We start from the raw sequence: 24,059 nt of genomic DNA on the forward strand, positions 1-24,059 counted from the left end.
GCTTGTGGCCGGAGACGGTCGACCTTTATAGTCAGTATGACTCTTAAGGAGGTCGGGCGTGAGCCTCGCAAGCATCCTCGAACCGCTGCAGCAGCCGCTCTTCACGATCCTGGACACCCCGGTCAGCTGGACCGAGGTCCTGGGATTCGGCAGCGGGGCGCTCTGTGTCTGGCTCGTCGCCCGTCAGCACCTCGCGAACTGGCCCATCGGCATCGCCAACAACCTGTTCTTCGTCCTGCTCTTCACGCAGGCCGGGTTGTACGCGGACGCCGGCCTCCAGATCGTCTTCATCACCCTCGCCGTGTACGGCTGGTGGACCTGGACCCACGGGGGTGGACCAGGCTCCGACGCCCTCCCGGTGCGCCGCACCACGCGCACCGAGTGGACGTGGCTGCTCACGGCGGGGGTGGTGGGGACCCTCGCGCTCACCCTGCTGCTCGACCGCGCCACCGACTCGACCGTCCCCTTCTGGGACGCCCTGACGACCGCGCTCTCCCTCATGGCGACCTACGGCCAGTGCCGGAAGCGCCTGGAGTCCTGGTGGCTGTGGATCGCCGCCGACGTGGTCTACGTACCGCTGTACGCGTACAAGGAGCTCTATCTGACCTCCCTGCTCTACGTCGGCTTCATGACGCTCTGCGTCCTCGGCCTGCGCGGCTGGACCAAGGACCTCACCGCACGTCGCGCCCTCCAGGTGGAGGCGGCGGCATGAGGCGCTACGGACACGGCCTGGTCCTCGGCAAGTTCTATCCGCCGCACGCCGGCCACCACCATCTCGTCGACACGGCCCTCGCGCGCTGCGAGCGCCTCACCGTCCTCGTCTGCGCCTCCTCCGTGGAGAGCATCTCCCTGGAGGACCGGGTCGCCTGGATGCGCGAGGTCCACCCCGACGCCCTCGTCGTCGGAGCCGTCGACGACATCCCCGTCGACCTCCACGACCCCGACGTCTGGGACGCCCACATGGCCGTCTTCCGGGCCGCCGTGCCCGAACACGTCGACGCCGTCTTCACCTCGGAGCCGTACGGGGAGGAGCTCGCCCGCCGCTTCGGCGCCGAGTCCGTCTGCGTCGACCCCGGGCGCGACCGCTTCCCCGTCTCCGGCACCGCCGTCCGCGCGGACCCCGCCGGCTGCTGGGACTTCCTGGAGCCGCCCGTACGGTCCGCGCTCACCCGGCGCGTCGTCGTCCTCGGCGCCGAGTCCACCGGCACCACCACCATGGCCCTCGCCCTCGCCGACCACTACCGGAGGCGCGGCGGCGTCTGGGCCAGGACCCGGTACGTGCCGGAGTACGGGCGCGCGTACAGCGAACTCAAACTCGCCGAACTCCGCGCCGAACGCCCCGGCGCCGCATGGGCCGACGTCGCCTTCCACTCCTCCGACTTCCCCGTCATCGCCCAGCGGCAGGCCGAACTGGAGGAGGAGGCGGCCCGCGACGGCTCACCCGTCCTCTTCTGCGACACCGACGCCTTCGCCACCACCATCTGGCACGAGCGCTACATGGGCACCACCAGCCCCGCCACCGGTGAGATCGCCGCCCGCGGCCGACAGCACCTCTGGCTCCTCACCGACCACCGGGGCGTCGACTTCGAGGACGACGGACTGCGCGACGGGGAGCACCTGCGGCCCTGGATGACCGCGCGTTTCCTCACCCAGCTCGCCCACAGCGGCCGCCGCACGGCCGTCCTCACCGGCCCGCACGAGGAACGCCTCGCGGCCGCGGTCGCCGCCGTCGACGGGCTGCTCGCCGAGGGCTGGGCCCTCGCCGACCCGCTGCCGGAGCGGCGATGAGCGGCGACCGGGTACCGGACGGACGGCCGGTGAACGCACCCGGGGCCGGGCCGGCAGGCGCGCCCGAGGGCTACGACCCGTACGCCTTCGAGCCGTTCGCCGTCACCGTCGACCTCGCCGTCCTCACCCTCCGCGAGGAGCGCCTCCACGTCCTGCTCGTCGAGCGCGGCCAGGAGCCGTACGCCGGACACTGGGCCCTCCCCGGCGGCTTCGTCCTGCCCCGCGAGTCCGCCGAGCAGGCCGCCCGCCGTGAACTCGCCGAGGAGACCGGGCTCTCCGGGACCACCGTCGCCGGTCTCCACCTCGAACAGCTGCGTACCTACAGCGAGCCGGACCGCGACCCGAGGATGCGGGTCGTCTCCGTCGCCTTCGCCGCGCTCGTGCCCGACGCACCCGAACCGCGCGGCGGCGGAGACGCGGCGCAGGCCCGGTGGAAGCCGTACGGGGCGCACGGGCCGCTCGCGTTCGACCACGACCGCATCCTCGCCGACGCCCACGAACGGGTCGGCGCCAAGCTGGAGTACACCTGCCTCGCGACCGCCTTCTGCCCGCCCGAGTTCACCCTCGGCGAGCTGCGGCAGGTCTACGAGACGGTCTGGGGCGTCGAGCTCGACCGCCCCAACTTCCGGCGCAAGGTCCTCGCCACGCCCGGCTTCGTCCAGGCCGTGGAAGGACCGCCGCGCCTCACCGGCGGACGGGGGAAACCGGCCGCTCTCTACCGGGCGGGCGAGGCCACCACCCTGCACCCGCCCCTCCTGCGACCGGAAGGACGATCCACATGAACCCGACCCGCACCGCGACCACGCAGGCCGCGACCGGCTCCCTGATCGGACTGGCGCTCGGCGACGCGCTGGGATTCCCGACCGAGTTCAACGACGTGCCGTCGATCCTCGCGAAGGCCGGACCCTGGCGACAGATGACACTGCCCGTCAGGAGCGGCACGGCGCACGTCACCGACGACACCCAGATGACCCTCGCCTTCGCCCGCGGCATCCGTACGGCCATGGACCGGGAGGTGCTCTCCCCGGACGCGCTCGCGGGGCCCGTCCGCGACGAGTTCGTCGCCTGGTACCACGACCCGGAGAACAACCGGGCCCCCGGCAACACCTGCCTGAGAGCCTGCGAACTCCTCGACGGCGACCGGGCTTGGCAGGACGCCAGCCAGATCCACTCCAAGGGCTGCGGCGCCAACATGCGGGTCACTCCCATCGGGCTCGTCCCCGGCCTGAGCGAGGAGCAGCGGGCCGGCGCCGCGCAGCTCCAGGCGGCCCTGACCCACGGTCACCCCACCGCGCTCGCCGCCTCCGACCTCACCGCCCGCGCCGTGTACCTGCTCGCCCAGGGCGTGGACCCGGCCGGCCTCGTCGGACAGCTGCGCTCGTACGCGTACGAGAACCGCTCCCGCTACCACGAGAACTGGCTCGGCGACCTGTGGACCCGCTCCCAGGACCCCAGCGCCCTCGCCTTCGTCCAGCGCGGCTGGGACGAGTGCCTGGCCGTCCTGGAACGCCTCGACGCCGTCCAGCGCACGGCCGACCCGGAGCTCGACCCCTGTACGTACACGGGAGACGGCTGGATCGCCGAGGAGGCTCTCGCGACCGGCCTCCTCTGTTTCCTGCTCTTCCCCGACGAGCCCCTCACCGCCCTGCGCCGGGCCGCCTGCACCCGCGGCGACTCCGACTCGATCGCCGCACTCGCCGGCGCCTTCGCCGGTGCCCACCTCGGCGCCGACGCGTGGCCGAAGGAGTGGGAGGAGCGCATCGAGTACCGGAGCGACCTGCTGACCTTCGGCGCGCTCTGGGACGCTTGACCCATGACGCTCACCCTGGACCTGGACCTCTCCGCCGTCGTCGCGGAACAGCCCGACCCCCTGCTCTTCGCGACCGTCTCCGGCGCGCACCTGTACGGGTTCCCGTCCCGCGACTCGGACGTGGACCTGCGCGGCGCGCACCTCCTCCCGGTGGACGCCCTCATAGGCCTGCGCGAGCCGGAGGAGACCCGCAGCCGGATGTGGGACCGGGACGGCGTCGAGATGGACCTGGTCACCCACGACCTGCGGAAGTTCGCCCGGCTGATGCTGCGCCGCAACGGCTACGTCCTGGAACAGCTCACCTCCCCGCTCGTCGCCCACACCACGGAGACCCACGCGGAGCTCGTCTCGCTCGTGCCCGAGGTGCTCACCCCTCACCACGCCCACCACTACCGGGGCTTCGCCGGCACGCAGTGGCGGCTCTTCGAGCGCAGCGGGGAACTCAAGCCGCTGCTCTACACCTACCGGGCGCTGCTCACCGGCATCCACCTCATGCGGGCCGGCGAGGTGCAGGCCCATCTGCCGACCCTGGTCGAGGAGGTCGCCGAGGCGCCCGCCCGGCTCCCCGACCTCGTCGCGGCGAAGGCGGCGGCGGAGCACGGTCTCGCGGAGGTGGCGATCGAGGACGTACGGGCGGAGACCGAGGCCCTGCACGGGGTCCTGGACGAGGCGCAGGCCGCGTCCGGGCTGGGGGAGACGTCGGCACGCGCCCATGACCGGCTGCACGATCTGGTCGTACGGGCGCGGCGGGTCACGTCGTAGCCCGCGGCTGGAGCGCGTCCGTCGCCGAGGCGCGGCGCGCGCGGATCAGGAAGTCCTGCACGCGCGCGTGGTCCGGTGTCGCCGGGAGCGGGGTCGCGTCCAGGGCGTGGTCGGCCTCCTCCTGGAGCCGGTTCATCCAGGACTCGACCTCGGGCCAGGTCACCTCGCCGCGCTTGACCGAGAGGAGGCGCTCGCGGTCCTCGCCGACGTCGATCCGCAGCTCGCCCGAGCGCAGCAGGTCCCGGCAGCTGGTCAGCAGCCGCAGCAGGTGCATGGCGTGCTTCCAGCGCGGGTGGCCGTACTGGCGCACGTCCGCGTCGAGCTTGCGGCGCTGTCCGCCCGCGTAGCGGACGAAGGTCTGGTGGGCCTGCCGGGAGAGGAAGGAGCCGCGCAGCGAGAGCAGTTCGCGGCCGAGGTCGTCGACGTACTCGACCACGGGGGAGTGGAGGCACTCCAGGACGTTCGGGTTGTTGCGCAGGGCCAGCTCGCAGAAGCGTTCCAGCTCCCAGCTGAACTGCTCCTCGCCCGGCCCCTCGACATGCGCGGGGGGCTTGTCGAAGTGCCAGAACAACGGCGTCGGGGCGAGGTACACGCCCCGCACGTCCGTGTCGCTGCCCTCGGTCGCGAGACCGAAGGCGCGCGAGCCCATCACACAGGAGTAGATCGTGTGTGCGCGCACCAGCTCGTCCGGAGTCATGCCGGTCAGGCTACGGCAGGGCTATGACAGGGCTATGTCAGGGTGATCGAGTCGCCCGAGACGGTGATCTGCTCCGCCGGCAGTGGGCGCGGAGCCGGTCCCGCCACCACCGCGGCGTCGGTGATGCGGAACTTGGAGCCGTGGCAGGGGCAGTCGATGGTGCCGTCCGCGACCTTGTTCACCAGACAGCCCTGATGGGTGCAGACGGCGGAGAACGCCTTGAACTCACCCGCCGTGGGCTGGGTGACGACCACCTTCTCCGAGGCGAAGACCGCGCCGCCGCCGACCGGGATGTCGGCGGTCGTGGCCAGGGCCTTGCCGCTGGGGGCGACGGCGGAGCCGCTCGGCTCCGCGGGAGGGGACGACGGGGCCGGCGCACTCGTTCCGGAGGTGGCGGGCGCGTTCGTGCCGGCCGTGTCGCTCGGGGTGGTCGTACCTCCGTCGCCTCCGTCGTCCGAGCCGCAGCCCGCCGTCAGGGCCGCCGCGGCGACCAGGACGGTGCGGCGGCTCGTCGCGGATGCGGTCAGGTTGCTGACGCGTGAAGTCATACGGCCACCTTGACGCCGCCGGACCGCACGGTCCCGCAACACGCCTACAACCGGGGGGTCAGCTCCCTCGCACGGCCGTCCGTGTCCCGCCGTACCTCCAGGACCGAGGTCACCGCGGTCCGCTCGATCGGCCCGTAGACATGCGGGAAGAGCGCCCCTCCCGAACCCTCCCAGCGGACCTCCCCGGCCAGCCGCTCCTCGTCGATCACCAGCACCAGGAGGGGGCCCGGCACGTCCCGGTAGCGGGCGTCGGCGATCAGGAGGGCCGCGGCCTCGTCCGGCGAGCAGTGGACGAAACCCTCGGAGGCGAGGGACGACGGGGCGTACGGGGCATCGGGGGCGGCGGACCAGTCGGCCAGCGGTACGACGTGCAGCAACATGTCGACAGTTCTATCGCGTGGGCGCCACGGAGCCGGCCTTTACCCCGAGTGGCGGAACACCCCGGTTCGGGTCACATTGGGCGTGTTCGAACCGGACGAAAGGCGGGACCATGGCGGGAAACGACCTCGGCAGTCTCCTCGGGAGCCTCCTCGGAGGTGCCGGCGGACGGAGCGGTGGCGGCGGTGCCGGCGGCATCCTCGGCTCCCTGATCGGCGCGCTCGCGGGCGGCCAGGGCGCGGGCGGCGCGGCCGCATCGGGCGGCGCGGGCGGTGCGTCGAACCCGCTCGGCGGACTCCTCGACATGCTCACCAGGTCGGGCCTCACCGACCAGACCCGGTCCTGGGTCGGCACCGGTGAGAACCAGCCCGTCAGCGGCGCCCAGATCGCCGAGGCCCTCCCGGACGAGACCCTGCAGAAGGTCGCCCAGGACGCCGGCGTCAGCCCGCAGGAGGCCGCCGACGAGATCGCGCGGTCGCTGCCGCAGGCCGTCGACAAGCTCACACCGGCCGGCTCGATGCCCCAGGGCTCCCTCGAGGACATCATCCGCGAGCAGAAGCTCTGACCGGAGTCCCGGCCCTCCGGGGCTCCGAAGGCTCGCGGGCGCCCGTCCTCCGTCTCGGAGGGCGGGCGCCCCGGCACGCCCTCCGGCCCCTGACTAGGCTGAACGGAGCACTGACGCAGGCGAAGGAGCACGACGTGGCGGTACGAGCGGTCCGAGGAGCCGTCCAGCTGGAGCGGGACGAGGCCGGACACATGAGTGAGCAGGTCGAAGAGCTGCTCACCGCCGTCCTCGAGCGCAACGGACTCGACGCCGACGACCTCATCAGCATCTGGTTCACGGCCACCCCCGACCTCCACAGCGACTTCCCCGCCGCCGCGGCCCGCCGCATCGGCATCGTCGACGTCCCCCTGATCTGCGCGCAGGAACTCGACATCGAGGGCGCGATGCCGAGGGTCGTCCGGCTCCTCGCCCACGTCGAGACCGAGCTTCCCAAGTCCCGGATCGCGCACGTCTACCTCGGCGCCGCGGCCGCTCTGCGCAAGGACATCGCCCAGTGAGAACAGCGCTCGTCATCGGCACCGGACTGATCGGCACCTCCGCCGCGATCGCCCTCGCGGGCCGGGGCGTCACCGTCCATCTGCGCGACCACGACCCGGCGCGCGCCAGCACGGCCGCCGCGCTCGGCGCCGGCACCGACGAGGCGCCCCAGGGGCCCGTCGACCTCGTCATCGTCGCCGTACCGCCGGCGCACGTGGCGGCCACCCTCGCCGAGGCCATGACCGCCGGGCTCGGCCGCGGCTACCTCGACGTGGCGAGCGTCAAGGGCGGCCCCAAGCGCGAGCTGGAGGCCCTGGGCCTCGACCTCACGGCGTACATCGGTACGCACCCCATGTCCGGCAAGGAGCGCTCGGGCCCGCTCGCCGCGACGGCCGACCTCTTCGAGGGACGCCCCTGGGTGCTCACGCCGACCCGGGACACCGACACCGAGGTCCTCAACCTCGCCCTGGAGCTCGTCGCCCTGTGCCGGGCCGTCCCCGTCGTCATGGACGCCGACGCCCACGACCGCGCGGTCGCCCTGGTCTCCCACACCCCGCAGCTGGTGTCGTCGATGGTCGCCGCGCGACTGGAGGAGGCCGACGAGTCGGCCGTACGCCTCTGCGGGCAGGGCATCCGCGACGTCACCCGGATCGCGGCCTCGGACCCGCGGATGTGGGTCGAGATCCTCTCCGCCAACCCGGGCCCCGTGGCCGACGTCCTCTCCGGTGTCGCCTCCGACCTCGACGAGACCGTCCGCGCGCTGCGCTCCCTGCAGTCCGCCGACGAGGACAAGCGCAGGGACGGCGCCTCGGGCGTCGAGGACGTGCTGCGCCGCGGCAACGCCGGCCGCTCCCGCGTCCCCGGCAAGCACGGCGCCGCGCCCACGGCGTACGAGACGGTCGCCGTCCTCATCAGCGACCAGCCGGGCGAGCTGGCCCGGATCTTCGCCGACGCGGGCCGGGCAGGGGTCAACATCGAGGACGTCCGGATCGAGCACGCGACGGGGCAGCAGGCGGGTCTGGTCCAGCTGATGGTGGAACCTTCGGCGGCCCCGGTCCTCGGCGCGGCCCTCCAGGAGCGGGGCTGGGCCCTGCGGACGAGCTGACGGCGGGCCCCGGCGGGGACCGGAGGCGCCCCCGGGGGCACCTCCGGCCGGGCCCCGGCACGGGCTGGGCCGAACGGGTGCGTCGGACTCGGTAACCTTGGGGAGGCCCCTTGCATCTCCGCCGGGTCCAGACACTCACCCCAGGAAGGTGTTCCCACCGTGGAATCCGTGATCGTCGCCATCGACGGGCCCTCCGGCACGGGCAAGTCCAGCACCTCGAAGGCGGTCGCCGCCAAGCTGGGTCTGAGCTACCTCGACACCGGCGCCCAGTACCGGGCGATCACCTGGTGGATGATCAGCAACGGTGTGGACGTCCACGACGCCGAGGCCGTCGCCAACGCCGCCGCCAAGCCGGTGATCGTCTCCGGCACCGACCCGGCGCGGCCCACCATCACCGTCGACGGCGCCGACGCCGCCGGCCCGATCCGCACCGAGGAGGTCACCTCCAAGGTCAGCGCCGTCAGCGCCGTCCCCGAGGTGCGGAGCCTGATCACGGAGCTCCAGAGGTCCATCGCCCGCGGCGCAGAGCACGGCATCGTCGTCGAGGGCCGGGACATCGGCACCACCGTCCTGCCCGACGCCGACCTCAAGATCTTCCTCACCGCCTCGCCCGAGGCCCGCGCCGCCCGCCGCTCCGGCGAGCTCAAGGGCGTCGACGTACAGGCGACGAAGGAAGCCCTGGTCAAGCGGGACGCGGCCGACTCCAGCCGTAAGACCTCGCCGCTCGCCAAGGCCGGCGACGCCGTCGAGGTCGACACCACCGAGCTCACCCTCGACCAGGTCATCGAGTGCGTCGTCACCCTGGTGGACGAGAAGCGCGGAGCCGCCAAGTGACCGTGCCCTCCGAGAAGGGCGCCGCCGTCGGCCGACGCATCGGCATCGGACTGATGTACGGCTTCTGGAAGCCGCGCGTCCTCGGTGCCTGGCGGGTGCCGGCCACCGGCCCCGCCATCTTCGCCGTCAACCACGCGCACAACATCGACGGCCCCATGCTCATGGGCACCGCACCGCGCCCCGTGCACTTCCTCATCAAGAAGGAGGCGTTCGTCGGCCCGCTCGGCAGCTTCCTGGAGGGCATCGGGCAGCTCAAGGTGGACCGCGACAGCACCGACCGCACCGCGATAGGCAACGCCCTGGGCGTCCTGGAGCAGGGCGGCATCCTCGGGATCTTCCCCGAGGGCACCAGGGGCGACGGCGACTTCGCCGCGATCCGCTCCGGGCTGGCCTACTTCGCCGTCCGCAGCGGCGCGCCCATCGTCCCGGTGGCCGTCCTGGGAAGCACCGAGCGCCGCGGACGGTTGGTGAAGGCACTGCCGCCGCTGCGCGGCCGCGTCGACGTCGTCTTCGGTGACGCCTTCGACGCGGGTGACGGCTCCGGCCGGCGCACGCGCAAGGCGCTGGACGAGGCCACCGTACGGATCCAGGGGAAGCTCACCGGCCACCTGGAAAACGCCAGGCGCCTCACCGGGCGCTGAGCGAGACTTTCAGTAGTGGGCCCCGCGGCCCGGGGACCCACCGACCACGAATGATCAAGGAACGGACTTCATGAACGACCAGCACGACCACGGGGCACTTGGCGACGCCGAGTACGCGGAGTTCATGGAGCTCGCCTCCGAAGAAGGCTTCGACGTCGAAGAGGTCGAGGGCGCGATCGAGGAGGCCGGCCACGGCCCCCTCCCCGTCCTCGCCGTCGTCGGCCGTCCGAACGTCGGCAAGTCGACCCTGGTGAACCGCATCATCGGCCGCCGCGAGGCCGTCGTCGAGGACAAGCCGGGTGTCACCCGCGACCGCGTCACCTACGAGGCCGAATGGGCCGGGCGCCGCTTCAAGGTCGTCGACACCGGCGGCTGGGAGCAGGACGTCCTCGGCATCGACGCCTCCGTCGCCGCCCAGGCCGAGTTCGCCATCGAGGCCGCCGACGCCTGTCTCTTCGTCGTGGACGCCACCGTCGGCGCCACCGACACCGACGAGGCCGTCGTCAAGCTGCTCCGCCGCTCCGGAAAGCCGGTCGTCCTCGCCGCCAACAAGGTCGACGGACAGTCCGGCGAGGCCGACGCCACCACGCTCTGGTCCCTGGGCCTCGGCGAGCCGTTCCCCGTCTCCTCGCTGCACGGCCGCGGCACCGGTGACCTCCTCGACGAGGTCCTGAAGGCGCTGCCCGAGGCCCCCGAGCAGCGCTTCGGCAACGCCGTCGGCGGCCCGCGCCGCATCGCCCTCATCGGCCGCCCGAACGTCGGCAAGTCCTCCCTGCTCAACAAGGTGGCGGGCGAGGACCGGGTGGTCGTCAACGAGCTGGCCGGCACCACTCGCGACCCGGTCGACGAGCTCATCGAGCTCGGCGGTGTGACGTGGAAGTTCGTCGACACCGCCGGTATCCGCAAGAAGGTCCACCTCCAGGAGGGCGCGGACTACTACGCCTCCCTGCGGACCGCGGCCGCCATCGAGAAGGCCGAGGTGGCCGTCATCCTCATCGACACCACCGACAACATCTCGGTCCAGGACCAGCGCATCATCACGACGGCGGTCGAGTCGGGCCGCGCCATCGTCATCGCCTACAACAAGTGGGACGAGCTCGACGAGGAGCGCCGCTACTACCTCGAGCGCGAGATCGAGACCGAGATGCAGCAGGTCGCCTGGGCGCCCCGCGTCAACGTCTCCGCCAAGACCGGCCGCCACATGGAGAAGCTGGTCCCGGCCATCGAGACCGCCCTTGCCGGCTGGGAGACCCGCGTTCCCACCGGTCGGCTCAACGCCTTCCTCGGTGAGATCGTCGCGGCCCACCCGCACCCGATCCGGGGCGGCAAGCAGCCCCGCATCCTCTTCGGCACGCAGGCGGGCACCAAGCCGCCCCGCTTCGTGCTCTTCGCCTCCGGCTTCCTCGAGGCGGGCTACCGCCGCTTCATCGAGCGTCGCCTCCGCGAGGAGTTCGGCTTCGAGGGCACCCCGATCCACATCTCGGTGCGCGTGCGCGAGAAGCGCGGCCGCAAGAAGTAGTCCTGCCGTACGGCGACGGACCGAGGACACGGCGGAGGGGGGGGGGGGGGGGGGGGGGGCGGCCCCCCCCCCCCCCCCCCTCCGCCGTTCCCCCGATGTGCCGTGTGCCCTGGGCCGACAGGACCTAGAGGCCCCTGCGGGGCCCCGGCGGCAGGGCCGCCTGGGTGTGGTTGGCCGCCTGGGTGTGCGTCTGCGGGTACGGGGCCGACCACGCCGCCGGATACGCCGCCCCGTACCGGTGGCCCTGCCCGTTTGCGTACACGCCCGTGCTCACCGCCGTACCGAACGCCCGGAACGTCAGCTCCTCCTCGCCGCTGCGGTCACCCGGCAGCGTGCGGAACGACCTGCGGTACTCCGAGTACAGGGCGTCGTAGATCGGCGTGGGCGAGGCCCCCGACGTGACGTCCTGCGCAGGGCGCATCGACGGGATCTGACTCGGATACGGCTGGAGGAAGGGGTCGTATGCGTGCACGTAGGTGCCAACGACCCCGCCGCCCGTCGGATGCGGGCGGCTCTCCGAAAGGGGCGCGCGCCGAGGACGCGGCACGGTCGGTGCCGCCGGACCGGCGGAGCCCGTCGGCCCCTTCGGTACGTGGGAGACCCGCGTCCACCCTATGCCCGGCCGGCCGTCCTCCATCAGGTACCGGCCAGCGGCATCGCGGCGGCGACCAGACGCCCGTTCGCCGCGGCCTTCTCCAACGCGTCGCGCAGCAGGTCCTCGCGGGGCTGCTGGCCGATCGAGCCGACCGGGGCGGCGAAGACCAGCACCGTGTGCGACTTGTTGGCCGCCGCACGCCAGCCCTCGGTGACCTGCAGCGGCTGGTGCGCCTGCCACCAGGCGGCCTGTCCGGCGCCGCCGGGGCCCGGCTGGAGGACGGAGTGCAGCTGGCCCATGGCGACCAGCACCGACCAGCCCGGCAGCGCCGCAGGCCGCTCGTCGAGGTTCATGACCTGGTGGAAGCCCTGGTCGGCCAGGAGCGGCAGGAACTCGTCGGTGAGACCGTCCGAACCCGGACGGGCCACCGGCGCGGTCGGCTCCACGACGAGAGCCGGGTGCAGCTCGCCCTGGATCAGGACGAGACCGCTGGTGACGCCGAGCACGGCCTGCTCGGGGTGGGCGGCGGACAGCGCGTCGGCGGTGTCCGAGGCCGTGATGGAGGCGACGGCACCCTGGAGCTGCTCCTCGGCGACCCGGACGACCTGCGACGGAATGCAGCTGGCGTGGGCGAACGCGAGGACCGCGGTCTCGTCGCCGACGAACAGCACCGTGCTGGTGCGCTCCTGCTCGGAGTCCCCCGGCGTGCGGCAGGAGGTGCAGTCGTAGCTGCCCGGGGCGTTGTCGCCGGCGAGCAGCCGGTCCGCTTCTTCGTCGCCGATCTCGGCGCGTACGTCCTCGCTGACGTCGAGCATGCGCGGCACGGGGGGCTCCCTGGACTCGGTACGGGGGGACGCCGGGCCGTTCCCGGTCGTCTCATGCCGAGTTCAACGGGTCAGGCTCGGCCGGGGTCACGCGTGGAAGCGAGGCAACTTGCCACCGGCTCGGGCGGAAGCGGGTGCGCGGGGCTCCGAGGAGGCCCGGAACGGGTGACTCCGACCGGGTGGGGTGTGAACAGTGTTCCGCGCGGCACGGGCCGAGGACGGCGGGCCGCTGCCTAGCCTGCCCCGATGTCGAAGATCCGATTTTGGACGACGGGTTCGCTCGTGGCGGCGTCCGCCGCCGCGCTGCTGACCCTGGCCCCGGCACCCGCCCTGGCCCGGGACGTGCCGGCCGGGCCCCGGAACGCGTCCGCCGTGCTCCGGTCCGTGGCCGACGGGCTTCGGGCGGCCGCCGCCGTGCCCGCCTACCCCTGCGCCCGGGACCAGTGGCCGTGGGGCTGTGTCGCCGACTGCGAGAGCAGCGGGGACTGGCACATCAACACCGGGAACGGCTTCTACGGCGGGCTCCAGTTCTGGCACCCGACCTGGGTCGAGCACGGCGGACTGCGGTACGCCCCCCGCGCCGACCTGGCGACCCGCCCCCAGCAGATCACCGTCGCGGAGGAGGTGCTCCGCACCCAGGGCTGGGGGGCCTGGCCGGTCTGCTCCAAGCGGTACGGGCTGAGCGGGCGCGTCCACACCGTCCAGCCCGGCGACACCCTCAGCTCCATCGCCCGCCGCTTCGGGATCAACGGCGGCTGGAAGGCGCTGTACGCGGCGAACCGGAGTCTCATCGGGCCCGACCCGAACCGGGTCGTCGTCGGGACGATGCTGCGGATCGGCCCGCTCTGACGGGTCCCGGGGCCGTCACCCGAGCTCGGCCGGCTCCCCGCTGAACGCGACGGAGCCGTGCCGCAGCTCGTGCACGAGGGTGCCGGGCGGCAGCCCGTCCGGAACCCGCTGCTCCGCCAGGACCACGGCGGCGCCGCCCTCCACGGCGCGTGCGACCAGGCCCCGGTACGTACGGGCGGCGACCGGCGGGGCCAGGCCGAGCGACGGCTCGTCGACCAGCACCACGCGCGCGTGGAGGAGGAGAAGGGCCCGGGAGAGAGCCAGCATGCGGCGCTCGCCGCCGGAGAGGGTTCCGGCGGTGCGGCCCAGGAGAGGGACGAGCTCGGGGTACGGGGGCCGGGCCCCGGGACTCGTGAGCGCGAGGTTCTCGGCGACGGTGAGGCCCGCGTACACCGCCTGCAGGTCCGGTACGAGGCACAGCCCGCGCCGGGCCCGTTCGTGCGCAGAGAGGCGGGTCACGTCGGTGCCCCGCCACAGGACCCGCCCGGCGGAGAGCCGTACCGTGCCGGCGAGGGCGCGCAGGGCCGTCGTACGTCCCGAGCCGTTGCGGCCCAGGAGGACGGTGACCGTGCCGGCCGGGACGGGCAGGTCGAGGCCGTGCAGGGCCTCCAGCGGGCCGTAGCGGACCCGGGCGGCGCGCAGGGCGATCTCGACGCTCATGGTTCGAGGCTCATTTCTCGGCGCTCATGACACGATCCGGCCGCCTTCCATGGTGTGCACGGTGTGGGCGATGCCCGCGACGAGATCCGGGTCGTGTTCGACCACCAGGACGGTCAGGCCGTCCGCGGCCAGCGCGGCGAGGATCCGGGCGAGCGCGGCCGTCTCGGCGGCGTCGAGACCGGCGGCGGGCTCGTCGAGGAGCAGGGTGTGCGGCTGCCCGGCGAGCGCGCGGGCCAGCTCGACCCGGCGCAGGGTCCCGCCGGGCAGGTCCGCCGCCGTCGCGTGCCGCACGGATCCGGCGAGCCCGAGGAGACGGAGGCTCCGCTCGACGGCGGCGGGGTCCTTGCGGACGTGGCCCTGCTCCTCGCCGAGGCGGACGTTCTCCTCGACGGTGAGGGACGGGAAGACGGCGAGGCGCTGGAAGGTCCGGGCGATGCCGAGGCGGGTGCGGGCGTGGGCCGAGCGGTGGGTGATGTCGGCGCCGTCGAGGGTGATCCGGCCCTCGCGGGGGCGGACGGTGCCGGCGAGACAGTCGAAGAGGGTGCTTTTGCCCGCGCCGTTGGGGCCGACGAGTGCGGTGATGCGGGAGGGGACGAGGTCGAGGGTGACGCGGTCGAGGGCGGTGACCCCTCCGGGGCGGGTGAGAGTGAGGCCCTGGGCGCGGAGGCGGGGGACGGGGGTGGGTGCCGGTGCCTGTCTGGGTGTGGGTGCCTGCGCGGGCGGGTGGGCGGGGGGTGCGGCGCACGCCGCCGTCGGTGCCGTCGGTGCTTCCGTCGCTGGTGCTGGTGCTGGTGCTGGTGCTGGTGCTGGTGCTGGTGCTGGTGCTGGTGCTGGTGCCGGCGTCGGCGTGGGTCTCGTCCTGTCCGGGTGCCTTCCCTGCGGGAGCAGCGTCGTCAACGGGGGGATCCTGGCCGTCAGGGTGGCCAGGAGGCCCAGGGTCAACGCCGCCGTGCCCGCGTACGCGCCCGCGTCCAGGGTCGTCAGGAGGGCCGCCGCCACCAGCGGGGTCAGCAGGCTGTCCGCGCCGAGCACCAGGACCGCGGCGAACCACAGCAGGCCGCGGACCGGGTCGTACGCCTCCGGGTCGAAGGCGCGCAGGCCCATGCCGAGCAGGCCGCCGCCCAGGGCCGCCAGGGCCGCGCCCAGGACGAACGCGAGGAGCTTCAGGCCGGAGACCGCGACGCCCGACGCCTCCGCCCCCGGTTCGTGGTCCCGCAGCGCCGCGAGCGCCCGGCCCGTGCGGCCCCGGCGGAGTGCCGCCACCAGGGCCAGGCAGCCCGCGAGGACGAGGAGTTCGAGGGCGTAGAAGGCGCGGTCGTCGGAGAAGCCCGCCGGGCGGCCGAGGGACAGGCCGGCCGTCGCGTACGGCTGGGTGAGGACGAAGCGGCTCACCGCCACGCCCGTCGCCAGCGTCACCAGCGCGAGCGCCAGGCCGTGCCGGCGGATCGCCGGCCCGCCCGTGAGCAGCCCCACCGCGCCGACGAGCGGCACCGCCAGGCCCAGGGCCAGGAGGCCCGGGACCCCGCGTGCCGTGAGCAGCGCCGTGAACAGGGCGCCCAGGCCCGCGTACGCCGCCTGCCCGAGCGCGATCTGGCCGCCCCGCCCGGCCACCACGACCAGGGACAGCAGGATCACCGCGAGCGCCGGGACCTGGATCGCCGTGTGCAGGTCCGAGCCCGCGAAGCCGAGCGGGATCAGGAAGAGCACGCCGACGACGAGCCACACGGCCGCCGGCACCCGTCCGGATCGCACCGGCGGCGGCAGGGCGTCCCGGCCCTCGCCGCCGATCCCCGGCAGGACGAGCGCGGCGACCAGGAGTGCCACCACGAACAGGTTCGCCCCGACGGCCTGGACCAGCGGTCCCGCCCAGCCCTCCGGGTGCAGCCGGGTGAGCTGGGCCTGGGCGACGCCGATGGCGAGCGCGGCCAGGACCGCGACCGGCAGCGACCGCATCCGGGCGATGACGGCGACCGCGATCACCTCGACGACGACCAGCGGCATCCCGTACGGGTCGAGCCGTACGTACGGGGCGAGCAGCACCCCGGTCAGCCCGGCGGTGAACGAGCCGAAGGCCCAGCCGGCCGCCGCGACCCGGTCCGCGTCGATCCCGGAGAGCACGGCGAGCGGCCGGTTGTCGATCACGGCCCGCAGCTCCCGCCCGAACCGGGTCCACCGGGTCACCGCTCCCACCAGGCAGGCGAGCGCCACCACCGCGCCGAGCTGCGCCCAGGGATCGTCGCCGAGGAGCACGGGCACGTCGTCGTGGGCGCCCGGGCCCCACAGCAGCACCGCCGCGCCCACGAGCAGGACGAAGACGCCGATGGAGGCCACCAGGGACTGCGCCGGATTCGCCTCCCGCCGGGAGAGCGGCCGGAACACCGCGAGGTCCAGGACGAGTCCGATGCCGGGGGCGACGACGAGCAGCGTGACGAGGGCGCCCACCGGCAGCGGCCAGCCCCACACGACCACCAGCTGGCGGAGCACGTACGCGCAGATCATGGCCACCGCGCCGTGCGCCAGGTTCAGGACCCCGGTGGCCCGGTAGGTGACGACCAGTCCGATCCCGGTGAGCGCGGCGGCGCTGCCGACCGCGAGGCCGGCGAGCGTCAACTCGTACGTCAGGGAGGACATCAGGGCGGCCCCGGCTCACATACCGGACAGGGGTCCAGGGCGGTGTCGCCCACCCGCGTCGCCTCCGGCTTGCCCGCGATCAGCGGACAGTCCGGGCGATGCGCGAGCGTGCCGCCCGGGACGCGGAGCTGCGGGCCGTCGGAGGAGGGCGGGTGAGTCTCCTGCGGCCCGTGGCCGTCCTCCGCCGCGGGATCCCCGTCCGCCGCACGGCCGTCCTCGGCCGTCCCCGGGCCGCGCGGTTCCGGAGGGCGTAGGGGAATCACGTACGCCGCCACGACGAGGATCGCGCCCGCGACGATCAGGGCCGCGCCCGGCACCGTGCACGAGGCCAGGTAGGGCAGCTGACGCTCCGCGAACCGTTCGCCGGAGATCCCGTACCAGCCGAGCACGCACAGCACCGCGCCCCCGGCGGCCGCCACGAGACCGCTCCACAGCAGGATCCGGGATGCCGGCACGGCGACCTCCCTCGTCTCTTCCTCACGCTATGCCCTGATCTTGCACTATGCCCCGACACGTCCCACCCTGGAAGCATCGGACCGTACGGCCCGGAGGGACACCCGGTGGTGAGCCAGATGGTTTTCGCACGACTCGGCCGACGCCCCCGCCTCGCCGCCCTCGCGGCCGCCGCCGTCCTGGCCCTCACCCCCGTCGTCGCGGGGTGCTCCGACGACGGTGCCGGCGGCGGAGAGGGCCGCTACGACGACACCGAGACCTCCGCGGCGGCCACCGGCGCCGACGAGCCCGACGACCCCGTCGCCGCGAAGGCGGAGATCACCAAGAACTGGACGGCGTTCTTCGACCCCGAGACCCCCGCCGCCGAGAGGGTGCAGCTCCTGGAGAACGGGGAGCAGATGCAGGAGGTCCTCGGCGCCTTCGGCGGTGACGAGAACGCCGCCATGACCTCGGCGAAGGTCACCGGCGTCGAGTTCACCTCCGCCACCGAGGCCAACGTGACCTATGACCTGCTGGTCGGCGGAGCCCCCGCGCTGACCGGCTCGCAGGGCACGTCCGTCCTCCAGAACGACACCTGGAAGGTCACCGTGAAGACGCTGTGCGGCCTGGTCCAGCTGAGCGGTGTCACCGTTCCGGGCTGCTGAGGCGGGAGCGGCGCTGCTCCTGGCCCTGCTGCTCCTGCTCCTGACGGCCTGCGGCAGCCGGCTCCCGGAGCGTGCCTTCGAGACGCGGCCCACCGCCCACCCCTCCGGCGGTGAGCCGCTCCGCGTCGGGATCATCACCAGCGTCACCAGCCCCGTCGGCGGACAGGCCTTCACGGGCACGCGCGACGGGGCCCGCGCCTACTTCGACGCCCTCAACGCGCGCGGCGGCCTGGACGGGCGCCGGATCGAGGTCGAGACCTGCGACGACGGCGGCAGCGGTGTCGGCAACAACGCGTGCGTGCACCGGCTGATCGACGAGCGCGGGGTCTTCGCCCTGGTCGCCACCACCGCCCTCGACTACGCGGGCGCGCCCCTGGTCTCCCGTGCCGGAGTGCCCGACATCGGCGGCCAGCCGCTCACCCCCGCGTACGACACCTATCCGCACCTGTACGGGATCTACGGAAGCTCGGCCCCGCGCACCGGGAAGGAACCCGGCTGGGGCGGGGTCCTGTACGGCGGGACCGAGGTCTACCGCTGGTTCGAGCAGGAGAAGGGGGCACGGACCGCCGCCGTGGTCTCCTACAACCAGACCGCGTCCGCCGCGTACGCCCGGCTGGTCACCCGGGGGCTGCGCGCCGAGGGATACCGGGTCGTCGAGGAGCAGGTGGACTTCGCCCTGCCCAACTTCCGCGCGGTCGCCGCCGATCTGCGGGCCCAGCACGTCGACGTCCTCTTCGACGCCATGGACACCCATGGCAACGTCCGACTGTGCGAGGCGATGGAGGCGCTCGGCGTACGGGTCGACGCCAAGGTCACCAACGTGCAGAACTGGTCCTCGTCCGTCGCCCGAGACTACGCCCGCGCGCCCGGCTGCCGGGACGCCCTCTGGGTGACCGGCGCGAGCCGCAACCACCAGGACACCGGGCATCCGGCGGTCCGCGAGTTCCGGGCGGCGATGGGGGACCGGCCGCTGTCGCAGTGGCAGCTGGAGGGATGGGCGGCGGCGATGTGGTTCACCGACGCGGCCCGCTCCTGCCTCGCGGGGCGGGGAGACGACGGCGCGGAGAGCGGTGCCGCAGACGGCGGGGAGAGCGGTGGGGCAGCAGGCGGGGCGGACGGCGGGGAGCGCGGTGGGGCAGCAGGCGGGGCGGACGGCGGGGAGCGCGGTGGCGCCGGCGGTGTGCTCACCCGGGGGTGCGTGGAGGAGTACCTGAACCGCCCGGGGGCGTACACCGCGCGGGGACTGCTGCTCCCCGTCCTCTTCGAGCACCTCGCGGAACCGCCGGCGACCCGGAACACCTGCCTCTCCGTGGCCCGTTGGCAGGACGGCCGGGGCTGGGTGAGCCAGGGCGAGATGACGGAGAACTGCGCGACCGTGCCCCAGCTCGGCTACCGCCCCTGACCCTGCCCCGGCTACGGGCTGTGAACGGCCCCCCTTCACCGGCAGTACAGTCGGGCGACCGATCAACTGACCGGGGGGAACCGGCAGCGCGATGCGTATTTCCTTTCTGCTCCACAACGGATACCACTACGGCGGCACCATCCGGACGACCTTCACCCTCGCCGAGGAACTGGCGAAACGTCATGAGGTGGAGATCGTCTCGGTGTTCCGCCACCGCGACCGCCCGCTCCTCGGCCTGCCCTCCGGAGTGACGCTGCGCCACCTCGTCGACCTGCGCAAGGACAGCCCCGGATACGACGGCGACCACCCCGACCTCCACCGGCCCGCCGAGGTGTTCCCGCGCGGTGACGGACGCTGGAAGCAGTACAGCGCGCTCACCGACGCCCGGATCGGGGAGCACCTGCGCGGCGTCGAGGCCGACGTCCTCGTCGGCACCCGCCCCGGGCTCAACGTGCAGCTCGTCCGACAGGCCCGGCGGGGGCCGGTCCTCGTCGGACAGGAGCACCTGATCCTCGACGGCCACACCTTCCGGCTGCGCCGGGACATCGGCCACGAGTACGCGCTCCTCGACGCCGTCACCACCGTCACCGAGGCGGACGCCCGCGCCTACCGGAAGCTCGGGCTGCCCGGCGTACGCGTCGAGTCCGTGCCCAACAGCGTGCCCGCGCCCCCGGTACCGCCCGCCGACCCCGCGGCGAAGACCGTCGTCGCGGCGGGCCGGCTCACCCGCGTCAAGCGGTACGACCTGCTGATCGACGCGTTCGCCGAGGTGGCCGCCGACCACCCCGGGTGGAAGCTGCGGATCTACGGCAGCGGGGACGCCGTCCAGAACCTCAAGGGGCCGCTGACCCGGCAGATCGAGGACCGGGGCCTCGGCGGGCAGGTCTTCCTCATGGGTTCGGCGACCCCGCTGGAACCGGAGCTGGCCAAGGGCTCGATCGCAGCGGTGACCTCGCAGCGCGAGTCCTTCGGCATGACCATCGTCGAGGCGATGCGCTGCGGACTCCCGGTGGTCTCCACCGACTGCCCGCACGGGCCGGGCGAGATCATCGAGGACGGGGTCGACGGCTTCCTCGTGCCGGTCGACGACGTGGCGGCGTTCGCGCGGGCGCTGCGCCGGCTCGTCGAGGACGACGAGCTGCGGGCCAAGACGGCGCGGGCGGCGCTCGACGCGTCCGAGCGGTTCGACCCGGTCCGGATCGCCGCCCGGCACGAGGCGCTGTGGACGGAGCTCGTCGAGCGGGGCGCGAGCCTGCGCACCCACCCGAAGGCCCGGGTGACGCTGCACGCCGGGACCGGTCGGATGATCGACGCGGTCTACGCCCTGAAGGCGCGGGCCGGCCGACTCGTCCGCCGCTTCCGCTGACGGGCCGGAGAGCCGGCCGTCCGGAGAACAGCCCGCGCTGGAGAGCCGACGGGCTGGGGAACTGACGGGCCGGAGAACTGACCGGCCGGAGAACTGTAGGGCCGGAGAACTGTCCGGCCGCCCGTTCATCGAGGACAGAAGTCGTCCGCGAGGGCTGGCAGACTCGGGGCCATGTTGGAGACCTCCGCACGGCTCTTGCGTCTGCTCTCGTTGCTCCAGGCCCACCGCGAGTGGTCCGGTGCCGACCTCGCCGACCGGCTCGGGGTGACGTCCCGCACCGTACGACGGGACGTCGACCGGCTCCGCGAGCTCGGCTACCCGGTCAACGCGAGCCCCGGCACCGGCGGCGGGTATCAGCTGGGCGCCGGGGCCGAGCTGCCGCCGCTGCTCCTCGACGACGAGGAGGCCGTGGCGGTCGCCGTCGGCCTGCGCGCCGCCGCCGGGCAGGGGGTCGAGGGCATCGGCGAGAGCTCCGTCCGCGCCCTGGCCAAGCTGGAGCAGGTGCTTCCGGGGCGGCTGCGGCGCCGGGTGAGCGCCCTGAACGCCTTCACCGTCCCGATGCTGCGCACCCCGCGCGAGCGGATCGACCCGGCCGTCCTCACCGAACTCGCCAACGCCTGCCGGGACACCGAACGGCTGCGCTTCGAGTACCGGGACCACGGCGGGGCCACCACCCGCAGGAACGTCGAGCCGCACCGGCTGGTCTGCAGCGAACGGCGCTGGTACCTGGTCGCCTGGGACGTGGACCGGGCCGACTGGCGCACCTTCCGCGCCGACCGGATCGTGCCGACGCCGCCGCACGGGCCGCGCTTCCCGCCCCGCGAGCCGCCGGCCGAGGATCTGGCCGCCTATGTGGCGAAGGGCGTGTCCACCTCGGCGTACGCGACCGAGGCGACGATCCGGCTGCACGTGCCGCTCGCCGAGGCCGCCGCTGCCGTCGGCGCGGCCGACGGCGTCCTGACGGCGGACGGGGAGGACGCCTGCCTGCTCAGGACGGGGGCCCACAGCCTCGACGTGATGGTGATCCACGTGTCGCTGATCGGCTTCGAGTTCGAGGTGCTCGACCCGCCGGAGCTGGTCGACCGGGTGCGGGCGCTCAGGGACCTGTTGTCCCGGTCCCTCGATCGCTCGGCCTCCGCTCCGGCGGCGGGCTCGTGAGCCGCATCCGCTCGTAGGCCGCGAACTCGGGGTGGTGCAGGTCGAAGGCCGGTGCCTCGGAGCGGATCCGGGGGACTGCGTCGAAGTTGTGCCGGGGCGGCGGGCAGGAGGTGGCCCACTCGAGAGAGCGGCCGAAGCCCCACGGGTCGTCGACCTCGACCTTCGGCCCGTACAGCGTGGTCCGCCACACGTTGTAGAGGAACGGCAGGGTGGACGCGCCGAGCAGGAAGGCGCCGATGGTGGAGACGGTGTTGAGGGCGGTGAAGCCGTCCGCCTCCAGGTAGTCGGCGTACCGCCGGGGCATGCCCTCCGCGCCGAGCCAGTGCTGCACCAGGAACGTCAGGTGGAAGCCGGTGAAGAGGGTCCAGAAGTGGATCTTCCCGAGCCGTTCGTCGAGCATCCGGCCGGTGAACTTGGGCCACCAGAAGGTGAAGCCGGCGAAGGTCGCGAAGACGACCGTGCCGAAGACCGTGTAGTGGAAGTGGGCGACCACGAAGTACGAGTCGGTGACCTGGAAGTCCATCGGCGGCGAGGCGAGGATGACCCCGGTGAGGCCGCCGAAGAGGAACGACACCAGGAAGCCGACGCACCACAGCATCGGGGTCTCGAAGGAGAGCGAGCCCCGCAGCATCGTCCCGGTCCAGTTGAAGAACTTCACCCCGGTGGGCACCGCGATGAGGAACGAGAGCAGGGAGAAGAACGGCAGCAGCACCGCGCCCGTCGCGAACATGTGGTGGGCCCAGACGACCACCGACAGTCCGGTGATCGCCATGGTGGCGGCGATCAGTGTGGTGTAGCCGAAGATCGGCTTGCGGGCGAAGACCGGGATGATCTCGCTGACGATCCCGAAGAACGGCAGCGCGATGATGTAGACCTCGGGGTGGCCGAAGAACCAGAAGAGGTGCTGCCAGAGCAGCGCTCCGCCGTTCTCGGGCTGGAAGACCACGGAGCCGAGGCGCCGGTCCGCCTCCAGGACGAGCAGGGCCGCGGCGAGCACGGGGAAGGCGACGATCACCAGGACCGCCGTGAAGAGCACGTTCCAGGTGAAGATCGGCATCCGGAACATGGTCATGCCGGGCGCCCGCATCCCGATGATGGTCGCGAGGAAGTTCACCGAGGTCAGAATGGTGCCGAAGCCGGAGAGCGCGAGCCCCACGATCCACAGGTCGACGCCGGCGCCGGGGGACCGCTCCAGGCTGTTGAGCGGGGCGTAGGCGGTCCAGCCGAAGGCGGCCGGACCGGTCGGCGTGAGCAGCGCGCCGACCACCATCAGGCTCCCGAAGAGGAACAGCCAGTACGAGAACATGTTCAGCCGCGGGAAGGCGACGTCGGGCGAGCCGATCTGCAGCGGCACCAGTTCGTTGGCGAAGCCGGCGAAGGTCGGCGTGGCGAAGAGCAGCAGCATGATCGTGCCGTGCAGGGTGAAGGCCTGGTTGAACTCCTGGTTCGTGACCAGCTGGAGTCCCGGGCGGGCCAGCTCGGCCCGCATCAGCATCGCCATCAGTCCGGCGATGAGGAAGAAGGCGAACGCGGTCACCAGATAGAGGTGGCCGATCTTCTTGTGGTCGGTGGTGGTGAGCCAGTCGATCAGGATCCGGCCGTGCCGCTCGCGGCTCGATTCGACGGTCGCGGTCGCTGTCCCGTTGCCCATCCTGCCTCCGCTTCGCGGTCGTCCCGGCTCCGCGTCTCCGGGCGTTCGGACAGCGTAAGCATTGTGTAAGGGAAGAGTGTGCGGCTCGCGTGCGCGTCGCCGATGCAATTCGGGACGGCGGAGCGGGAAGCGCTGAATTACCCGAGTTCTATCGGCCCTTGCGACCCTTGGTGCGAACTGCCGGATGCCCTTGGGAATTCCTGGAGAAACGGCCGGAATCCATGTCGCGGAGTGACGGGGATCATGCCGAGCATACGTCGAGAACTTGTGACACAAGCGTGACCGCCAAGGTACTAACGTGAGGTCCATGGCACCCACATCGCGCACTCCCGAACCGTCCCGCGACGCCCCCGAGTCCTATGTGGGCCTCGATGCGGAAGACGCTGCACGGCTCGCCAGGACGCGGGGCTGGAGCACCGTGAGGTCGCTCCCGCCCGGCTCGATCATCACGATGGAGTACCTCGCCGGACGCATCAACTTCGAGGTCCAGGACGGCACGGTCACCCGCTGCTGGCTCGGCTGAGAGACACGCGCCGGCACGCCGGGCGACCCCGGCGTGTTCGTACCCGGGCATACGGAAGGGGCCCGGCCGACGGGTCGGGCGGGGGCATTTCCCATTTGTGGTTTCAGGGGGTTCGTGGCCACAACGAGGCGCCAGGGGGGGGCCAACAGACACCCCCACACAGGGCGGCCGGACCACAC

Annotated in this window: 26 protein-coding genes; 17 read left to right on the forward strand and 9 right to left on the reverse strand. The window is 73.0% G+C overall.

Features of this window, described 5'->3' with window-relative positions; translation table 11 throughout:
- The first annotated feature begins 58 nt into the window (after positions 1 to 58).
- The 5 genes from pnuC to ACZ4XX_RS29740 are packed head-to-tail and all read left to right on the forward strand — an operon-like array spanning position 59 to position 4,360.
- The gene (pnuC, locus tag ACZ4XX_RS29720; RefSeq protein WP_055599419.1) at positions 59 to 712 is read left to right on the forward strand and encodes a nicotinamide riboside transporter PnuC; all 654 of its coding nucleotides are present in this window, start codon (positions 59 to 61) and stop codon (positions 710 to 712) included.
- Positions 709 to 1,788, forward strand: coding sequence for an AAA family ATPase (locus tag ACZ4XX_RS29725; protein ID WP_468510948.1), 1,080 nt, complete (start codon positions 709 to 711; stop codon positions 1,786 to 1,788). Before pnuC ends, ACZ4XX_RS29725 begins: the two co-directional genes overlap by 4 nt.
- A complete protein-coding gene (locus tag ACZ4XX_RS29730; protein WP_468510949.1) occupies positions 1,785 to 2,570 on the forward strand; it encodes an NUDIX hydrolase in 786 nt (261 codons plus the stop codon). The genes ACZ4XX_RS29725 and ACZ4XX_RS29730 overlap by 4 nt, the downstream gene beginning before the upstream one ends.
- Positions 2,567 to 3,598 (forward strand): ADP-ribosylglycohydrolase family protein, encoded by a 1,032-nt coding sequence (locus ACZ4XX_RS29735; RefSeq protein ID WP_468510950.1) that lies wholly within the window; start codon positions 2,567 to 2,569, stop codon positions 3,596 to 3,598. The genes ACZ4XX_RS29730 and ACZ4XX_RS29735 overlap by 4 nt, the downstream gene beginning before the upstream one ends.
- A gap of 3 nt (positions 3,599 to 3,601) precedes the next feature.
- Complete coding sequence (locus ACZ4XX_RS29740; RefSeq protein ID WP_468510951.1) at positions 3,602 to 4,360, forward strand: nucleotidyltransferase domain-containing protein; 759 nt, start codon at positions 3,602 to 3,604, stop codon at positions 4,358 to 4,360.
- Here the strand turns inward: ACZ4XX_RS29740 and ACZ4XX_RS29745 are convergent.
- The 3 genes from ACZ4XX_RS29745 to ACZ4XX_RS29755 are packed head-to-tail and all read right to left on the reverse strand — an operon-like array spanning position 4,350 to position 5,985.
- Positions 4,350 to 5,057: a nucleotidyltransferase domain-containing protein gene (locus ACZ4XX_RS29745; protein WP_468510952.1), complete on the reverse strand. Its 708-nt coding sequence runs from the start codon at positions 5,055 to 5,057 to the stop codon at positions 4,350 to 4,352. The two genes, ACZ4XX_RS29740 and ACZ4XX_RS29745, sit on opposite strands and share 11 nt — an antisense overlap.
- 32 nt (positions 5,058 to 5,089) lie before the next feature.
- Positions 5,090 to 5,605 carry a Rieske (2Fe-2S) protein gene (locus tag ACZ4XX_RS29750; protein WP_468510953.1) on the reverse strand — a complete coding sequence of 172 codons (516 nt, stop codon included), beginning with the start codon at positions 5,603 to 5,605 and terminating at the stop codon, positions 5,090 to 5,092.
- Between the two features lie 44 nt (positions 5,606 to 5,649).
- Positions 5,650 to 5,985 carry a DUF952 domain-containing protein gene (locus ACZ4XX_RS29755; protein ID WP_468510954.1) on the reverse strand — a complete coding sequence of 112 codons (336 nt, stop codon included), beginning with the start codon at positions 5,983 to 5,985 and terminating at the stop codon, positions 5,650 to 5,652.
- A gap of 110 nt (positions 5,986 to 6,095) precedes the next feature.
- On the opposite strand from ACZ4XX_RS29755, the gene ACZ4XX_RS29760 reads away from it, so the two are divergent.
- From ACZ4XX_RS29760 to der, 6 genes are all read left to right on the forward strand, one after another.
- Positions 6,096 to 6,548 (forward strand): YidB family protein, encoded by a 453-nt coding sequence (locus ACZ4XX_RS29760; protein ID WP_468510955.1) that lies wholly within the window; start codon positions 6,096 to 6,098, stop codon positions 6,546 to 6,548.
- Between the two features lie 134 nt (positions 6,549 to 6,682).
- On the forward strand, positions 6,683 to 7,045 hold the full coding sequence (gene aroH / locus ACZ4XX_RS29765; RefSeq protein WP_030315684.1) for a chorismate mutase: 363 nt from the start codon (positions 6,683 to 6,685) through the stop codon (positions 7,043 to 7,045).
- Positions 7,042 to 8,130 (forward strand): prephenate dehydrogenase, encoded by a 1,089-nt coding sequence (locus ACZ4XX_RS29770; RefSeq protein WP_468510956.1) that lies wholly within the window; start codon positions 7,042 to 7,044, stop codon positions 8,128 to 8,130. Before aroH ends, ACZ4XX_RS29770 begins: the two co-directional genes overlap by 4 nt.
- A 159-nt stretch (positions 8,131 to 8,289) precedes the next feature.
- A complete protein-coding gene (gene cmk / locus ACZ4XX_RS29775; RefSeq protein ID WP_468510957.1) occupies positions 8,290 to 8,964 on the forward strand; it encodes a (d)CMP kinase in 675 nt (224 codons plus the stop codon).
- 53 nt (positions 8,965 to 9,017) lie between these two features.
- Positions 9,018 to 9,605: a lysophospholipid acyltransferase family protein gene (locus tag ACZ4XX_RS29780; RefSeq protein WP_468510985.1), complete on the forward strand. Its 588-nt coding sequence runs from the start codon at positions 9,018 to 9,020 to the stop codon at positions 9,603 to 9,605.
- A gap of 70 nt (positions 9,606 to 9,675) precedes the next feature.
- A complete protein-coding gene (gene der, locus ACZ4XX_RS29785; RefSeq protein ID WP_468510958.1) occupies positions 9,676 to 11,124 on the forward strand; it encodes a ribosome biogenesis GTPase Der in 1,449 nt (482 codons plus the stop codon).
- Positions 11,125 to 11,248: 124 nt separating this feature from the next.
- Here the strand turns inward: der and ACZ4XX_RS29790 are convergent, their stop codons facing one another.
- Positions 11,249 to 11,545 carry a hypothetical protein gene (locus ACZ4XX_RS29790; protein WP_468510959.1) on the reverse strand — a complete coding sequence of 99 codons (297 nt, stop codon included), beginning with the start codon at positions 11,543 to 11,545 and terminating at the stop codon, positions 11,249 to 11,251.
- Between the two features lie 215 nt (positions 11,546 to 11,760).
- Entirely contained in the window at positions 11,761 to 12,543 is a 783-nt protein-coding gene (locus ACZ4XX_RS29795) for a hypothetical protein (RefSeq protein ID WP_468510960.1), read from the reverse strand.
- Positions 12,544 to 12,789: 246 nt separating this feature from the next.
- Here ACZ4XX_RS29795 and ACZ4XX_RS29800 point away from each other — a divergent pair, with 246 nt between their 5' ends.
- A complete protein-coding gene (locus ACZ4XX_RS29800) occupies positions 12,790 to 13,392 on the forward strand; it encodes a LysM peptidoglycan-binding domain-containing protein (RefSeq protein WP_468510961.1) in 603 nt (200 codons plus the stop codon).
- A 15-nt stretch (positions 13,393 to 13,407) separates the two neighbouring features.
- Here the strand turns inward: ACZ4XX_RS29800 and ACZ4XX_RS29805 are convergent, their stop codons facing one another.
- From ACZ4XX_RS29805 to ACZ4XX_RS29815, 3 genes are read right to left on the reverse strand one after another with little or no spacing between them, the layout of a single operon-like run.
- Positions 13,408 to 14,052: an ATP-binding cassette domain-containing protein gene (locus tag ACZ4XX_RS29805; protein WP_468510962.1), complete on the reverse strand. Its 645-nt coding sequence runs from the start codon at positions 14,050 to 14,052 to the stop codon at positions 13,408 to 13,410.
- A 24-nt stretch (positions 14,053 to 14,076) separates the two neighbouring features.
- Positions 14,077 to 16,683 carry an ABC transporter permease subunit gene (locus ACZ4XX_RS29810; protein WP_468510963.1) on the reverse strand — a complete coding sequence of 869 codons (2,607 nt, stop codon included), beginning with the start codon at positions 16,681 to 16,683 and terminating at the stop codon, positions 14,077 to 14,079.
- Entirely contained in the window at positions 16,683 to 17,138 is a 456-nt protein-coding gene (locus ACZ4XX_RS29815) for a hypothetical protein (protein ID WP_468510964.1), read from the reverse strand. Before ACZ4XX_RS29815 ends, ACZ4XX_RS29810 begins: the two co-directional genes overlap by 1 nt.
- A 117-nt stretch (positions 17,139 to 17,255) precedes the next feature.
- Between ACZ4XX_RS29815 and ACZ4XX_RS29820 the strand changes: the two genes are divergently transcribed.
- The 4 genes from ACZ4XX_RS29820 (at position 17,256) to ACZ4XX_RS29835 (ending at position 21,706) form a co-directional block, all read left to right on the forward strand.
- Entirely contained in the window at positions 17,256 to 17,780 is a 525-nt protein-coding gene (locus tag ACZ4XX_RS29820) for an MTB12 C-terminal domain-containing protein (protein ID WP_468510965.1), read from the forward strand.
- Complete coding sequence (locus ACZ4XX_RS29825) at positions 17,758 to 19,182, forward strand: ABC transporter substrate-binding protein (RefSeq protein ID WP_468510966.1); 1,425 nt, start codon at positions 17,758 to 17,760, stop codon at positions 19,180 to 19,182. Before ACZ4XX_RS29820 ends, ACZ4XX_RS29825 begins: the two co-directional genes overlap by 23 nt.
- 91 nt (positions 19,183 to 19,273) lie before the next feature.
- Positions 19,274 to 20,548, forward strand: coding sequence for a glycosyltransferase family 4 protein (locus tag ACZ4XX_RS29830; protein WP_468510967.1), 1,275 nt, complete (start codon positions 19,274 to 19,276; stop codon positions 20,546 to 20,548).
- Between the two features lie 171 nt (positions 20,549 to 20,719).
- The gene (locus tag ACZ4XX_RS29835) at positions 20,720 to 21,706 is read left to right on the forward strand and encodes a helix-turn-helix transcriptional regulator (RefSeq protein ID WP_468510968.1); all 987 of its coding nucleotides are present in this window, start codon (positions 20,720 to 20,722) and stop codon (positions 21,704 to 21,706) included.
- Here ACZ4XX_RS29835 and ctaD read toward each other — a convergent pair.
- Entirely contained in the window at positions 21,645 to 23,357 is a 1,713-nt protein-coding gene (ctaD, locus tag ACZ4XX_RS29840; protein WP_468510969.1) for an aa3-type cytochrome oxidase subunit I, read from the reverse strand. The genes ACZ4XX_RS29835 and ctaD overlap by 62 nt on opposite strands.
- Positions 23,358 to 23,664: 307 nt before the next feature.
- On the opposite strand from ctaD, the gene ACZ4XX_RS29845 reads away from it, so the two are divergent.
- Positions 23,665 to 23,880, forward strand: coding sequence for an I78 family peptidase inhibitor (locus ACZ4XX_RS29845; RefSeq protein WP_468510970.1), 216 nt, complete (start codon positions 23,665 to 23,667; stop codon positions 23,878 to 23,880).
- Positions 23,881 to 24,059: the final 179 nt, after the last annotated feature.

Source organism: Streptomyces sp. NPDC029956 (assembly GCF_055574655.1).

Bases quoted from the DNA above. Each gene is read 5' to 3' on its own strand.
- ACZ4XX_RS29725 (WP_468510948.1), top strand. From the start codon at position 709: ATGAGGCGCTACGGACACGGCCTGGTCCTCGGCAAGTTCTATCCGCCG.
- ACZ4XX_RS29730 (WP_468510949.1), top strand. From the start codon at position 1,785: ATGAGCGGCGACCGGGTACCGGACGGACGGCCGGTGAACGCACCCGGG.
- ACZ4XX_RS29735 (WP_468510950.1), top strand. From the start codon at position 2,567: ATGAACCCGACCCGCACCGCGACCACGCAGGCCGCGACCGGCTCCCTG.
- ACZ4XX_RS29740 (WP_468510951.1), top strand. From the start codon at position 3,602: ATGACGCTCACCCTGGACCTGGACCTCTCCGCCGTCGTCGCGGAACAG.
- ACZ4XX_RS29745 (WP_468510952.1), bottom strand. From the start codon at position 5,057: ATGACTCCGGACGAGCTGGTGCGCGCACACACGATCTACTCCTGTGTG.
- ACZ4XX_RS29750 (WP_468510953.1), bottom strand. From the start codon at position 5,605: ATGACTTCACGCGTCAGCAACCTGACCGCATCCGCGACGAGCCGCCGC.
- ACZ4XX_RS29755 (WP_468510954.1), bottom strand. From the start codon at position 5,985: ATGTTGCTGCACGTCGTACCGCTGGCCGACTGGTCCGCCGCCCCCGAT.
- ACZ4XX_RS29760 (WP_468510955.1), top strand. From the start codon at position 6,096: ATGGCGGGAAACGACCTCGGCAGTCTCCTCGGGAGCCTCCTCGGAGGT.
- ACZ4XX_RS29780 (WP_468510985.1), top strand. From the start codon at position 9,018: ATGTACGGCTTCTGGAAGCCGCGCGTCCTCGGTGCCTGGCGGGTGCCG.
- der (WP_468510958.1), top strand. From the start codon at position 9,676: ATGAACGACCAGCACGACCACGGGGCACTTGGCGACGCCGAGTACGCG.
- ACZ4XX_RS29790 (WP_468510959.1), bottom strand. From the start codon at position 11,545: ATGCGCCCTGCGCAGGACGTCACGTCGGGGGCCTCGCCCACGCCGATC.
- ACZ4XX_RS29800 (WP_468510961.1), top strand. From the start codon at position 12,790: ATGTCGAAGATCCGATTTTGGACGACGGGTTCGCTCGTGGCGGCGTCC.
- ACZ4XX_RS29805 (WP_468510962.1), bottom strand. From the start codon at position 14,052: ATGAGCGTCGAGATCGCCCTGCGCGCCGCCCGGGTCCGCTACGGCCCG.
- ACZ4XX_RS29810 (WP_468510963.1), bottom strand. From the start codon at position 16,683: ATGTCCTCCCTGACGTACGAGTTGACGCTCGCCGGCCTCGCGGTCGGC.
- ACZ4XX_RS29820 (WP_468510965.1), top strand. From the start codon at position 17,256: ATGGTTTTCGCACGACTCGGCCGACGCCCCCGCCTCGCCGCCCTCGCG.
- ACZ4XX_RS29830 (WP_468510967.1), top strand. From the start codon at position 19,274: ATGCGTATTTCCTTTCTGCTCCACAACGGATACCACTACGGCGGCACC.
- ACZ4XX_RS29835 (WP_468510968.1), top strand. From the start codon at position 20,720: ATGTTGGAGACCTCCGCACGGCTCTTGCGTCTGCTCTCGTTGCTCCAG.
- ctaD (WP_468510969.1), bottom strand. From the start codon at position 23,357: ATGGGCAACGGGACAGCGACCGCGACCGTCGAATCGAGCCGCGAGCGG.
- ACZ4XX_RS29845 (WP_468510970.1), top strand. From the start codon at position 23,665: ATGGCACCCACATCGCGCACTCCCGAACCGTCCCGCGACGCCCCCGAG.